The sequence below is a fragment of the Gilliamella sp. ESL0254 genome (assembly GCF_013344985.1).
GTDB classification, from domain to species: Bacteria; Pseudomonadota; Gammaproteobacteria; order Enterobacterales; family Orbaceae; genus Gilliamella; species Gilliamella bombicola.
Window position 1 is genome coordinate 88,083 of the sequence record NZ_JAAEDU010000005.1, and the last position, 13,328, is coordinate 101,410.

Sequence of the window (13,328 nt, forward strand, 5' to 3'; positions counted from 1 at the left end):
CGCTTAATGGTATAAAAGCAATAATCAGCCAAATCACAATCAATGAGAATGTACAATGAGTATAAAAATAATCCCACAAAAACAACTTGAACAACAAGCATCAAACTCAGTGATTAGGCAGATCCCATTACTTTTTTTTCCATCACCCCAAAATATTTATGTTCATCGGGCAAAACGTTTAAAAACATTGGCGACCAATAACCAGTTTAATGATTATTTAAGTTTTTGCGCCCAAATTGTCGAACTACAAGCTAATTTAGCCAAACAAAACTCAGTTAATGTGGACTTGTCTCACCTTCTAAATGATAAATATCCACCATTAAGTTTAAACAACCTCCCTTTGTCCAACGTTTGGCAAGAATATCTTAATAACTTATTAAGTTCGATAACTGCAACAACCGAACAAATAGCATTAGTTATTGAGCAACTTAAACAAAATACTGCCCAACAATTACACGATAAAGCTCTGCATTTACTCAATGGTAAGTTTGATTGCGTAGACGGTAACGAAGCCCTATTTATTTGGTCAAGCTTATCGGTTTATTACAGCCAGCTAGCAAGCCAAATCAAAGGTAAAGCAATAGCAGAAAGTACAGATAAAAACTGTTTATGCCCCGTATGTAACAGCATGCCCGTTGCTAGTATCATCCAATTAGGTAGTAACAATGGCTTACGCTATTTGCATTGTAGTTTGTGCGAAAGTGAGTGGTATGTACCTCGAATCAAATGCACGACTTGTGATAATATGAAAGATATCCAATACTTTTCACTTGACGTAGAACTATCCGCCACAAAAACAGAATGTTGTGATGCTTGCCATAGTTATTTAAAAATCCTCGATCAAGATAAAGATCCACACATTGAGGTCATCGCCGATGACATTGCCTCATTGATATTAGATATCAAAACAGAAGAAGAAGGCTTTGCCAAAAGCGGAATGAACCCATTTATATTTGCTCAATAAAAGTACATATAACACTATGATTAAGAAATAGTTTACGATGGCCGTATAACGATTTTATTAATAATAATCATTAATTCATAAAATACAACTTAACTTTTCTGATGAATAAGGCTACAATAAAACTACTGTACTAGTTTATGAGTGTGTTTTATGAAACGTTTTATTTTGTTAATAATAATGGTATTGCTTACGCCTTTTTACAGTTTTGCAGATACAATGAAAAATGTTGCCATTACGGCAATTGTTGAACATCCTTCATTAAATCAAATTCGTGATGGTGTCAAAGATGAACTAGTAAACAGCGGCTATAAGTTAAATGAAAATTTGACTGTACAATATAAAAGTGCACAAGGAAGTAGCGCAAATGCAGCTCAAATTGCAAGGCAATTTACTACAACAAAGCCCGACGTTATTGTGGCAATTGCAACACCAAGCGCACAAGCAACCGCTGCTGCAACTAAACACATTCCTATCGTCTTTGCTGGTATTACCGATCCAATAGCGGCTAAATTAGCTAAAGATTGGCAGCCAACAGGTACCAATATTACAGGGGTATCTGATTACCAAGAAATAGGTCCACAAATTGATTTCATGAAAAAAATCGTACCTAACGTTAAATCGATCGGTTATATTTATAGCCCGAGTGAAATTAACTCAACGGTTGTACTAAGACACCTTCAAACTTTATTAACAGAACAAGGGATCGCTCTTTTTGCTGTACCCGCTCAAAGAACAGCAGATATTTCAACAGCGGCAGCTTCTTTAAAAGGTAAAGTTGATTTGATCTATACCACAACGGATAATAATGTTGTTTCAGCCTACGAATCTTTAGTCAAATTTGCCAATGAAAACAAAATTCCCCTTTTAGCCTCATTTCCTGATGCCATTGAACGGGGAGCGGTTGCGGCATACGGCATGAGTTATTATGACGTGGGTCGTCAATCAGGTAAACTTGTTGTACGTATTTTAAAAGGTGAAAATCCAGGGAGCATAGCCCCAGAAATAGGACAATCCCTACGCCTTGTCATCAATACCGATGCAGCTAAAAAACAAGGCATCACATTAACACCAGAAGTCATTCAATCAGCAGATAAAGTCATTGGAAATCATTGAATAAAATAAATTAACAGCCTTGTTTAATTAAGTAGACAAGGCTCTCAATATGGCAAACAACCGCTCCTAATCAGTAAACATTACTGACAGCCAACTTTAATTCAACAATAAAATAATCCGTTACAACATCTTTTGTTTAATAATAACAATCATTCACAATTGTAACGAAATGTTTACACACAATATTTTTACTCTAGAAAATTATCTAATTTTGCTTTATAGTAACTCAATATTTAACTTATATGTAAAAAAAATATTACAGGAGCATTTTATGATGCGTAATTCTATTATTAAGTTTTGCATACTAATGAGTTTATCATTAGTAACATTTTGTTCTTTTGCTGACTCTAAGACGGAACAAAAATTTGTAGCCATTACGGCCATCGTTGAACACCCAGCATTAGACAATGTACGCAAAGGAGTTGAAGATGAGTTAAAAGATAACGGTTATATTAATGGTGAAAATTTAAAATTACAGTTTGCTAGCGCGCAAGGAACTAGCGCAAATGCGGCACAAATTGCCAAACAATTTGCTGCCAGTAAGCCTGATGTTATCGTCGGTATTGCAACCCCAAGTACACAAGCTTTAGTTGCCGCAACAAAACGTACTCCTATCGTTTTTACAGCGGTAACAGATCCTGTTGCAGCAAAATTAATCCCAAGTTGGGAAGCATCAAAAACAAATGTAACAGGTGTTTCAGATGCCTTGTCTCTTGATTCTCAAATCGACATGATGCTAAAAATTAAACCTGATACTAAAAATATCGGTTATATTTACAGTCCAAGTGAAGTAAATTCCACAATTGTACTTAAAGAGTTACAAACCGCACTTGAAAAGCGCAATATAAAAATTACAGCAGTACCAGCACCACGAACATCAGATATATCAACCGCTGCTCGAAGTTTAAAAGGTAAAGTTGATTTAATCTATACTACAACAGATAATAACGTGGTTTCGGCTTATGAAGCTTTAGCAAAAGTAGCAAACGAAAGTAAAATTCCTCTAATTGCGTCAGATCCTGATTCAGCAGAACGAGGGGCAATTGCTGCTTTAGGTATGAGTTATTATGATCTTGGACGACAAGCTGGTAAAATTGTTATCCGCATACTTAATGGCGAAAAACCAGGAGATATTCCCCCACAAGTGGGCAATATCACTCAACTCACAATTAACAAAAAAGCAGCTGAACGACAAGGTGTTACCTTATCTGAAGAGGTATTAAAGTCAGCCGCAAAAATTGTTGAAAAATAATTTTTAATTTTTACTCTTTTATCATTAAACCGCCAATCTTGGCGGTTAACTTTAATGGATTTTTTTAATGTCTTTTGAATTTTTATTAGGCTCAACCGAAATTGGCCTTATTTATGCACTGGTTAGCTTGGGTGTATTTATATCATTCCGTTTACTAGATTTTCCCGATCTTACTGCTGATGGGAGTTTCCCTCTGGGTGGGGCGGTATGTGGAGTATTTATCTATATCGGCGCTGATCCTTGGATGGCGACATTCCTTGGCATGTTTGCAGGTTGCCTTGCTGGCGCCATGACAGGATTTTTATATGTAAAACTAAATATATTACAACTACTTGCTAGTATTATTGTGATGATGGGACTTTACTCAATAAACCTAAGAATTTTAGGGGTTGGGCACTATGTCATGAACGAAGCGAATAGAATTGTAGGTACACCAAACCTATCATTGCTGGGTTCTGATACGATTTTCTCATCACTTCCTTTTGATGAATCTATTGCACAATACTTGATAATATTAGGGTTTGTAATTGTATTTTGGATATTACTAAATCTATTTTTAAATACCCAAAAAGGACTTGCCTTAAGGGCGACCGGAACTAACCAACGAATGGCAAAATCCCAAGGCATACCAACCGATGGCATTATCATTTTGGGAATGGCGATCTCAAATGGTTTAATTGCGCTTGGCGGCTCGTTATTTGTACAGACGCAAGGAAGTGCCGATATTACTATCGGTGTTGGCACTATCGTTATTGGTCTGGCATCAATTATACTCGGTGAAAGCATCTTCCCAACAAAACGAATTTGGTCGATTATGTTTGCGATCATTTTGGGCTCTATTTTGTACCGTTTATTTATTGCTTTTGCATTAAGTAACGAATCCCTAAAAAGTATCGGTGTTGGAACAGAAGATCTCAATATTATCACCGCATTATTAATGGTATTAGCACTTGTTTTACCAAAACAACTAAAAAAACTCTCGAAAAACAGAGGAAAGTAAACATGATTAAAGCAGAACAATTACAATTAACCTTTAATCAAGGTACTCCGATTGAAAATCATGTATTGCGAGGGTTAAACCTTAACATCAGTGAAGGAGAATTTGTCACTATCATAGGCAGTAACGGTGCAGGTAAGAGCTCGTTACTCAATGCAATTAGTGGCGATTTACTGACTGATTCTGGTCGTATTACGATTAATGATAAAAATGTCACTCGCTGGCCAGCATGGAAACGAGCCGGCATGGTTGCGCGAGTATTCCAAGACCCGATGGTTGGAACTTGTGAAAATTTAACGATAGAAGAAAACCTAGCAATTGCTTATAACCGAGGTCATAAATTCACATTATTCCCAGCACTTAACCGTAAAGCACGATCGATCTTTAAAGAAAAGCTAGCAACATTAAACCTAGGCCTTGAAAATCGATTAACGGACATGATGGGGCTGCTTTCTGGTGGACAAAGGCAAGCTGTTAGCTTATTAATGTCAACGTTACAACCGTCTAAAATACTACTTCTAGATGAACACACAGCCGCACTGGATCCTAAAACCGCACAATTTGTTTTAGATTTAACCGATCAAATCGTTTCACAAAACAAATTAACAACGATGATGGTTACCCACTCAATGAAACAAGCCTTAGAATATGGCACCCGAACTGTCATGCTTCACCAAGGCCAAGTGGTACTTGATGTATCGGGCGAAGAGCGCGCTAAATTAACCGTCACCGATCTCTTAGCCATGTTTGAACAAACACGTGGTGAAAAAGTCACCGATGATGCTTTACTTTTAGGTTAATGATCATAAAAAAGCAATATTTCTGATAGAAATATTGCTTTTGAACTCTTGTAATCAGCTCCATTACAGCTTAATCTTTTGTCGCTTGCAGCGGAATATTTCCTAGACCTAATTTATTGAGCTTATCTATATAAAATTGCTTCATGTCACTCCAACGATAATAAGGATAATCTGCTGATTTTATAGGTAGATGCACTTCACGTTCGTTCAATAATACTTTCACTAATATAGGCTGATTTGCTTGTTTACTTTTATAAAAAATCCATTGAATATTGGCTCCCATAGGAATAATTTTATCAGCTTGCCAAACAGAATAATAATCAAAAATGGAATCAGCAGTAGTAGCTGTACCTTCAATTTCAAGTAAAGTAGCTAAAGGTGAAACGGTTTCAGCATGAGCAAAACGTAAATTAGCATCAATATTATTATTTTCTATAGCAATATCAGCAGTATTTAACATATCCCACAACAAGGGTGCTGCAATTTTTATTTGGATACCATTTGCATCAAAAGCAGGGCCGATTTCTAGATAATTTTTAGCCGAAACAACTGTATTCAACCATGCATTTTCATCGTTCGAGAAATACGGATTAAAGTCAAGGCTATTATCCTTTAATACTTGAGGCGAAAATGCCTGTAACTCTTGATATAATTGATAAATCGAAATCACAAAATCCCGTGTTTTTACTGATGATTTATCGACGACCTCAAGACCATTATCTAACTTTTCGATAAAATCATGAGTAAAGATTTTTTTTACTACTTCTTCGCTTATTTGCTCTGTTTTAGAAGCCATTTCTACTGATTTCACCGCATTTTTAACTGCTTTACTTTGTTTATATTCATCATAAGCAGGTGAATAATCAAAAAAACGCAATAAAATTTGCTGATCTTCGGGTTGCTGAGTGACTTGGATATCTGGATATTTAGATTTGAAAGATTCAACAAAAATTTCTGCGGTTTCTTTTGCTCGTGGTGAGCGAGATGAAACGACATCAATTCTATTTCCTCTAAAAACAGTTGGATTATTCTTTTGCATACGCTGGCTAATCAAGGCAATATCTTTACGACCAAGCTCGGTAAGCTCACCATAATGATGTTTATTTAGTTCAGCAATGCGAATTATTTGCTTAAATAAATCCTTACCAAGGTCTGTCAATTGATCTTTCTTTGCAGCCATTAACAAAATTTGATAAGCAATATCTTCATATTTGGGCTTACTAATATAACGAGAGCCATGTCGCCCAACATGATCAATGTAAAAAGCTATATACCCTGTTGGAGCAGGGATAATCTTGTGCTCGGCATCATATTGATAAGCAGTTTTAGAACCCACAATCATTAGTTGTTGAGCAAAACTTATGGAAGAAAACGCATATAACAAAATAGTAAACAATTTACGAAAACGTACCATAATCATACGTTTTTCTCCCATTGCCATTGAAATAAACAACCTAATATACCATTAAAAAGAGTCTAAATATCAATATTTACATTGTAGATTAACATTAAGAAGTAGCTTTAATTAAACTCTATCTATAAATAAATTTCACAAAAAAAGATGATTATTTTCATAACACTCTTTTATTTTTCGTAAAAAAGATTATCTTATTAGTCACTCAACACAACTTCCCTTTAATTGATTAAACACAATGAAATTATATGGCCTTTCTGGTACCAAAATTAGCTGTGCACTGATATCAGCATGTATAAATACCCCTTACAACATCCCCCGTTTTATTAAAGACTTAATAGCTGGCATAACCGTTGGTATTATTGCTATCCCACTTGCAATGGCATTGGCAATCGCTAGCGGTGTACCACCACAGCATGGCCTATACACAGCCATTATCGCGGGTTTGGTGATTGCATTAACGGGGGGCTCTCGTTTTAGTGTTTCTGGCCCGACAGCAGCATTTGTGGTTATTTTATACCCGGTGTCATTACAATATGGATTATCTGGATTACTAATTGCTACCTTATTGTCGGGTATATTCCTTATTTTTATGGGCATGGCTCGATTAGGTCGATTAATAGAATATATTCCACTCCCTGTTGTATTAGGCTTCACTTCGGGCATTGCCATCACTATTGCCACCATGCAAATTAAAGATTTTTTTGGCTTAACGCTCGAACATATGCCTGAAAGTTATATTAGCAAAGTCATTGAATTAACAAAAACTCTACCAACTATCAATATCGCTGACACCATTGTTGGATTTGTCACACTGATGATATTAATTGCATGGCCAAAGCTTAAAGTAAAAATACCGGGGCACCTACCTGCACTCATTGCTGGTGTGATTATCATGTTTATTTTTAATCAATTTGGCTACCAAATTGAAACAATTGGCTCACGATTTACCTACACAATGGCTGATAATACCATAGGGCACGGTATTCCATCAGTGCTACCAGAATTTTCTGTACCGTGGCTTCATACCGAATTTAATTGGGATTGGTCAATGCTCACAGCCCTATTACCTATTTCGCTGACCATGGCAATGTTATGTGCAATTGAATCGTTATTGTGCGCAGTAGTATTAGACGAAATGACACACACCAAACACCACTCAAATAGTGAACTTATTGGCCAAGGTTTAGGTAATATCATTGCCCCATTTTTTGGTGGCATATCAGCAACAGCAGCCATCGCAAGATCGGCAGCAAATGTCAAAGCGGGTGCGACCTCCCCTATTGCTGCTGTTTTGCATTCATTGGTTGTGTTACTTGCACTTATTTGCTTTGCACCAGTGTTATCGTTCATTCCACTATCAGCGATGGCTGCTTTATTACTTATAGTGGCATGGAACATGAGTGCAGTTCAACGCGTCATTTACATCATTAAATGCGCCCCCAAAGACGATATTTTAATTATGCTTATTTGCATGTCGCTAACGGTACTATTTGATATGGTGATTGCAATTACAGTTGGAATAGTGCTTGCATCAATTTTATTTATGCGCCGTATAGCTCGAATGACCCGCTTAGTTGAACTAAACCAAAGCAACGATAAAACCCTTGCATTACGAATTAACGGCCCACTCTTTTTTGCAGCCGCTGAACGTACTTTTTCAGAAATATATCAAAAAATAAATGGTTATAAACACATTGTATTACAATGGGATGCTGTGCCTATTCTTGATGCTGGTGGGCTCAATGCTTTAATACATTTTATTGATGAACTCCCTGAACATGTCGATTTATCGATTTGCGAGTTACAATTTCAACCATTAAAAACTCTTGCTCGAGCCAAAGTAGTGCCAACATCTAACAAAATCATGTTCTATTCAACATTAGAAGAAGCACTGAAAGATAAAGATTAATTTTAAATTTAGTCTTATCATATTTACTAATTTATTGCACAGTTAAATTTTCAACAAAAATAACGACTGTGTAATAAATTAAAACTTCAAGACCTTTCTTTTTATTTTCTAATCACTATTAGCAAGCGCATAGGTTTTAAAATTTTTTAATTTAAAACTCAAAATTAACTTATAAAAACAGGGAAATAACATGATATCTAACGAAAACAAGCTACAAAGTCTTAAACAAAAATCAAGTTGGTTTATTTTAATCGGTGTTATTTTAATTGTATTGGGGTGCTTAGCATTAGGTTATCAGTTTATCGCTACCGTCTTTTCTGTCTATTTTATTGGCTCATTAATATTAATTGCAGGGATCGCTCAAGCGTTACATTCATTTAATATTAAAAGCTTTGGCCAATCTGCTTTATGGGCAGTAATGGGGATTTTATACATTGTGATAGGCTTGATGTCGTTTTTCCAACCAATTGCGGTTTCATCAGCTTTAACGTTAGTCATTTCATTCTTATTACTGATGAGTGGTTTTACTCAATTATTTGCAGCGCTAAATAATCGTAATTTACCTCGCTGGGGATGGATTTTAACCTCTGCCATTATTACACTTATTTTAGGCTTTATGATTATCATGGGGTGGCCATATGACAGCCTTTGGGTATTAGGCATGTTTTTAGGTATCGACCTTATCTTCCAAGGTTGGGCTTATGTTGCTATTGGATTTGCAATTAAAGCGGTAAATAATAAATAAATCATGCCATTGCTCACAATCAAGTGGCGGTACTTTTAGCAGTCTGGCACACGGTTACTACTTATTGTGAGCAATCATTCATGAACATAATAACTTAATTGCAACAAACAATATGCCAAAAGCCACTACTTATAGCTTTTATTGGTTTTTGCTTTAACTTCTTGCATTGACTGCAAAATTCGATGATAGTTATCTAACCTTGATTGAGCAATTTCACCATCTTGCACGGCTTTTTGTAATAAACATCCTGGTGTATCAAGATGATTACAATCACGAAAGTGGCAACCACCTAAATAATTATTAAATTCTTTAAAACCACTAATCACTTGCTCCGGCTCTAAGTGCCATAAACCAAATTCACGGATACCTGGTGAATCAATAATATCGCCACCATTTGGTAAATGGTAAAGCTTTGATGAGGTTGTGGTGTGTTGACCAAGTCCTGATATTCCCGAAATATCCCCAGTCATTGCTGATTGTGATTGATGAGGTAACAGTAAATTAATAATACTTGATTTACCCACGCCTGACTGCCCAACTAAAATAGAAATCTTACCTTGCAAGATATCTTGTAATACCGCAATACCTTGTTGATGCTGGCATGAAACATACAACACTTGATAACCAATTTTGGTATAAATCGCCAATTGTTTTTCAACATCAGCGCGTTGCTGATCATTGAGTAAATCAATCTTGTTTAAAACAATAATGGGTTGTATATCCGTACTTTCACAAGCTACTAAATAGCGATCGATAATATTTAGTGATAGTTCTGGCAAAACAGCCGAAATAATCACGATTTGATCAACATTTGCGGCAACGGGTTTAACACCATCATAAAAATCAGGCCGAACAAGTTCAGAATGCCGAGGATGAACCGCTTCAATGATGCCATTGGTGTTCGGCTCTAAACTTTCGCGCCACAAAACTTTATCGCCAGTGACTAACGACGGTAACGTGCGCCGAATACTACAACGATAAATAAGGCCGGCATCATCTTCGACATCCGCCGATTTACCAAAACGACTTATCACCACACCATCACGAGGGGATGAAAAATTTGATAGACTTTCATCTTGTTTTATAACTAATCGTTGCTGGTGTTTTGCCGCTACGCGCCTTTTTTGATTTTGGGAGAGTTGATTTTTTGCCATAGCACTCATTTTTTACTAAAACAGATTGTCAGTTATGCTACACTACTCAGTATCAAAAAGAAAATTTCTATCGCAAATTATGAGCAAACAACCACAAATTAACAGCAGTAATCTTATTTGGATCGATCTTGAAATGACAGGACTTAATCCAACCACTGATCGCATTATTGAAATTGCAACCATTGTTACCGATTCTAATTTAAATATCCTTGCTGAAGGACCGGTCATTGCCGTTCATCAATCTGATGAGCAATTAGCATTAATGGATGAGTGGAATCAAAATACTCATGGCAAATCAGGACTCATTGAACGTGTTCGTACAAGTACCATTAGCGAACAACAAGCCGAACAACAAACCATCGAATTTTTAAAACAATGGGTACCTGAAAACTGCTCACCGATTTGTGGGAATACTATTGGGCAAGATCGTCGTTTTTTATTTAACTATATGCCTAATTTAGAACGTTATTTCCATTATCGTTATTTAGATGTCAGCACAATTAAAGAATTAGCTAAACGCTGGAAGCCTGAAATATTAAAAGGAATTAGCAAACAGAGTTCGCACCAAGCGCTTGATGATATTCGTGATTCGATTGCCGAACTGGTTTATTATCGCGAGCACTTTTTTGATCTAACCCAATAATTAGCATGCAAATTTTATATACTGTTTTATTATATTTGATTCAACCCTTGGTTTGGCTAAGGCTACTTTGGCGTAGCTGTAAAGCGCCTGCTTATCGTAAGCGTTGGCTTGAACGCTATGGTTTTTGCCAAAATAAAGTTGAACCTAACGGTATTTTACTGCATGCCGTATCAGTGGGGGAAACGATTGCCGCTATCCCACTAATCAAAGCATTGCAACAACAATATCCTAATTTACCTATCACCGTGACCACTATGACGCCAACAGGCTCGGAGCGAGTGAAATCGTTACTCGGTGATAGCGTTCATCATGTCTATTTACCTTATGATTTGCCTTGCGCAATAAATCGTTTTTTAAAAACAACTCAGCCCAAATTAGTGATTATTATGGAAACTGAGCTTTGGCCTAATTTTATTGGTCAGTGTTACAAACGAAATATTCCGCTGATTCTTGCCAACGCCAGATTATCAGAACGATCAGCTAACCGATATCGCAAACTAGGACGCGCGATTAGCCATTTACTATCAAAAATTAGCACCGTTGCCGCACAAAATAAGCAAGATGGAGAGCGTTTTATATCACTGGGTTTGCCGAGCGATCATTTAGCAATAACCGGCAGTATTAAATTTGATATTGATTTAACTACTCAACAGCAGCAAAAAATCACAACACTAAAACAACAGTGGCAATTAAACCGCCCTGCCTTTATTGCTGCAAGTACACATAGTGGCGAAGATGAAATCATCTTGTCTGCCTTTGAACGATTATTACAAACATATCCTAATTTGTTATTAATTCTTGTCCCCCGTCACCCTGAACGCTTTAAAACCGTCGAAAAATTAATTAATGACCGCGGGTTAAATTATATAAACCGCAGTAGCAACCAAGTTCCGACTCAACAGACGCAAGTTATTTTGGGCGATACAATGGGAGAGTTAATAGAACTTTATGGCATAGCCGATATTGCCTTTGTTGGTGGTAGTTTAGTGAAGCATGGTGGGCATAACCCATTAGAGCCAGCACTTCACCACATTCCAATCATTAGTGGCGAACACTTTTTCAATTTTAAAGTTATTTGTGAACAGCTCATTTCAGCTAACGGGATGATCACTTGTGCTAGCTCAGCAGACGCTCTTTATTCAGCGGTTAATGCGCTTTTGGCAAATAAAAGTCATAGTCAGCAAATTGGCGAACAGGCATATCAAGTATTAAAACAAAATCAAGGGGCACTAGAGCGGCTACTTAACATTATCAACCATTATCTTTACTCTAAATAAGGATTGCTTGTGGAAAAAAAACAAGGTCTATTATTGGTTAATTTAGGCACGCCAAGTGCAGCAACGCCAGATGCAATAAAGCAGTATTTAACCGAGTTTTTGCTTGATCGGCATGTGGTTGATTTACCTAAGCTGTTTTGGTCTCCCATTTTAAAGTATCTTGTGATACCTAAACGAGTGCCTTATATTATTCACCATTACCAAAAAATTTGGATAAATGGCGCATCACCTTTATTACATTATAGCCAATTATTATGTGATAAGTTACAACGCCATTTACCTAATATCCAATGTGAATTAGCCATGACCTATGGCGAACCGGATATGCAATCTGCGTTGAACAAGCTTCAATCATGCTCAAAGATTTCCGTATTACCACTCTTTCCACAGTATTCCACAACCACAACTCTGGCAGTACTTGACAAACTTAAACAAATTATCGCCTCTGATCAAATCATCGATAACATCTGCTATATTCGTGATTATGCTGATCATCCAAGCTATATCAATGCACTTTATTTACAAATTAAGCAGGCTTTTGAAGATCAAGGAGAGCCTGAAGTACTCGTGCTTTCTTATCATGGTATCCCAGAGCGCTATATTCACAAACGAAAAGAGGATTATATTGAACGTTGTGAAATGACCACACAGTTATTAATCGAAAAATGTCGAGCAAATGGGTTAAATCGACCAATCCAAATGGCGTATCAATCCAAATTTGGTAAAGGGAAATGGGTTACACCAAGTACCAGTGACACACTACAAACACTAGCGCAAAGTGGCGTTAAAAACGTGCACGTCATCTGCCCGGGTTTCTCGGTAGACTGTATTGAAACTCTTTATGAAATTGATGAAGAAAATCGAGAACTGTTTTTTAATGCAGGCGGAAAAACGTTTTATTATATTCCCGCATTAAATGAGAGCGACTTACAGATGAGTTTAATCATAGAGCTAATTAATCATACTCAACCGCTTACATTTAAAAACTTATACTCAAACACATAGTCTCCTAACATTTTTTACATAAGCCATGCGACTTAAAAAGATTATGCAAGAT

At 36.6% G+C, this 13,328-nt stretch carries 12 protein-coding genes; 10 read left to right on the forward strand and 2 right to left on the reverse strand.

What is annotated here, in order from left to right; all coding sequences use genetic code 11:
- The first annotated feature begins 55 nt into the window (after nt 1–55).
- From fdhE to GYX25_RS10205, 5 genes are all read left to right on the forward strand, one after another.
- Complete coding sequence (gene fdhE / locus GYX25_RS10185) at nt 56–964, forward strand: formate dehydrogenase accessory protein FdhE (protein WP_174787310.1); 909 nt, start codon at nt 56–58, stop codon at nt 962–964.
- A gap of 150 nt (nt 965–1,114) precedes the next feature.
- Complete coding sequence (locus tag GYX25_RS10190) at nt 1,115–2,077, forward strand: ABC transporter substrate-binding protein (RefSeq protein ID WP_091350551.1); 963 nt, start codon at nt 1,115–1,117, stop codon at nt 2,075–2,077.
- 271 nt (nt 2,078–2,348) lie between these two features.
- A complete protein-coding gene (locus GYX25_RS10195) occupies nt 2,349–3,329 on the forward strand; it encodes an ABC transporter substrate-binding protein (protein WP_091350553.1) in 981 nt (326 codons plus the stop codon).
- Nucleotides 3,330–3,396: 67 nt separating this feature from the next.
- Entirely contained in the window at nt 3,397–4,329 is a 933-nt protein-coding gene (locus tag GYX25_RS10200; RefSeq protein WP_174787311.1) for an ABC transporter permease, read from the forward strand.
- A 2-nt stretch (nt 4,330–4,331) separates the two neighbouring features.
- The gene (locus GYX25_RS10205; RefSeq protein ID WP_091350557.1) at nt 4,332–5,126 is read left to right on the forward strand and encodes an ABC transporter ATP-binding protein; all 795 of its coding nucleotides are present in this window, start codon (nt 4,332–4,334) and stop codon (nt 5,124–5,126) included.
- Nucleotides 5,127–5,196: 70 nt separating this feature from the next.
- Here the strand turns inward: GYX25_RS10205 and GYX25_RS10210 are convergent, their stop codons facing one another.
- Nucleotides 5,197–6,546: a histidine-type phosphatase gene (locus tag GYX25_RS10210; protein ID WP_238786104.1), complete on the reverse strand. Its 1,350-nt coding sequence runs from the start codon at nt 6,544–6,546 to the stop codon at nt 5,197–5,199.
- 232 nt (nt 6,547–6,778) lie between these two features.
- Here GYX25_RS10210 and dauA point away from each other — a divergent pair, with 232 nt between their 5' ends.
- Entirely contained in the window at nt 6,779–8,452 is a 1,674-nt protein-coding gene (gene dauA, locus GYX25_RS10215) for a C4-dicarboxylic acid transporter DauA (RefSeq protein WP_091350562.1), read from the forward strand.
- Between the two features lie 190 nt (nt 8,453–8,642).
- Entirely contained in the window at nt 8,643–9,197 is a 555-nt protein-coding gene (locus GYX25_RS10220; RefSeq protein WP_174787313.1) for an HdeD family acid-resistance protein, read from the forward strand.
- A 125-nt stretch (nt 9,198–9,322) separates the two neighbouring features.
- Here GYX25_RS10220 and rsgA read toward each other — a convergent pair whose 3' ends face one another.
- On the reverse strand, nt 9,323–10,351 hold the full coding sequence (gene rsgA / locus GYX25_RS10225; protein WP_174787314.1) for a small ribosomal subunit biogenesis GTPase RsgA: 1,029 nt from the start codon (nt 10,349–10,351) through the stop codon (nt 9,323–9,325).
- A 79-nt stretch (nt 10,352–10,430) separates the two neighbouring features.
- On the opposite strand from rsgA, the gene orn reads away from it, so the two are divergent.
- Genes orn through hemH form a run of 3 tightly spaced genes read left to right on the forward strand, consistent with a single transcriptional unit; the run spans nt 10,431 to nt 13,276 of the window.
- Nucleotides 10,431–10,994 (forward strand): oligoribonuclease, encoded by a 564-nt coding sequence (gene orn / locus GYX25_RS10230; protein ID WP_091350569.1) that lies wholly within the window; start codon nt 10,431–10,433, stop codon nt 10,992–10,994.
- A 5-nt stretch (nt 10,995–10,999) separates the two neighbouring features.
- The gene (gene waaA / locus GYX25_RS10235) at nt 11,000–12,271 is read left to right on the forward strand and encodes a lipid IV(A) 3-deoxy-D-manno-octulosonic acid transferase (protein WP_091350571.1); all 1,272 of its coding nucleotides are present in this window, start codon (nt 11,000–11,002) and stop codon (nt 12,269–12,271) included.
- Nucleotides 12,272–12,280: 9 nt separating this feature from the next.
- Nucleotides 12,281–13,276, forward strand: a complete 996-nt coding sequence (hemH, locus tag GYX25_RS10240; RefSeq protein ID WP_174787315.1) for a ferrochelatase — start codon at nt 12,281–12,283, stop codon at nt 13,274–13,276.
- Nucleotides 13,277–13,328 lie beyond the last annotated feature (52 nt).

Bases quoted from the DNA above. Each gene is read 5' to 3' on its own strand.
- GYX25_RS10195 (WP_091350553.1), top strand. From the start codon at position 2,349: ATGATGCGTAATTCTATTATTAAGTTTTGCATACTAATGAGTTTATCA.
- orn (WP_091350569.1), top strand. From the start codon at position 10,431: ATGAGCAAACAACCACAAATTAACAGCAGTAATCTTATTTGGATCGAT.
- rsgA (WP_174787314.1), bottom strand. From the start codon at position 10,351: ATGGCAAAAAATCAACTCTCCCAAAATCAAAAAAGGCGCGTAGCGGCA.
- GYX25_RS10220 (WP_174787313.1), top strand. From the start codon at position 8,643: ATGATATCTAACGAAAACAAGCTACAAAGTCTTAAACAAAAATCAAGT.
- GYX25_RS10200 (WP_174787311.1), top strand. From the start codon at position 3,397: ATGTCTTTTGAATTTTTATTAGGCTCAACCGAAATTGGCCTTATTTAT.
- waaA (WP_091350571.1), top strand. From the start codon at position 11,000: ATGCAAATTTTATATACTGTTTTATTATATTTGATTCAACCCTTGGTT.
- GYX25_RS10190 (WP_091350551.1), top strand. From the start codon at position 1,115: ATGAAACGTTTTATTTTGTTAATAATAATGGTATTGCTTACGCCTTTT.
- fdhE (WP_174787310.1), top strand. From the start codon at position 56: ATGAGTATAAAAATAATCCCACAAAAACAACTTGAACAACAAGCATCA.
- GYX25_RS10210 (WP_238786104.1), bottom strand. From the start codon at position 6,546: ATGATTATGGTACGTTTTCGTAAATTGTTTACTATTTTGTTATATGCG.
- GYX25_RS10205 (WP_091350557.1), top strand. From the start codon at position 4,332: ATGATTAAAGCAGAACAATTACAATTAACCTTTAATCAAGGTACTCCG.
- dauA (WP_091350562.1), top strand. From the start codon at position 6,779: ATGAAATTATATGGCCTTTCTGGTACCAAAATTAGCTGTGCACTGATA.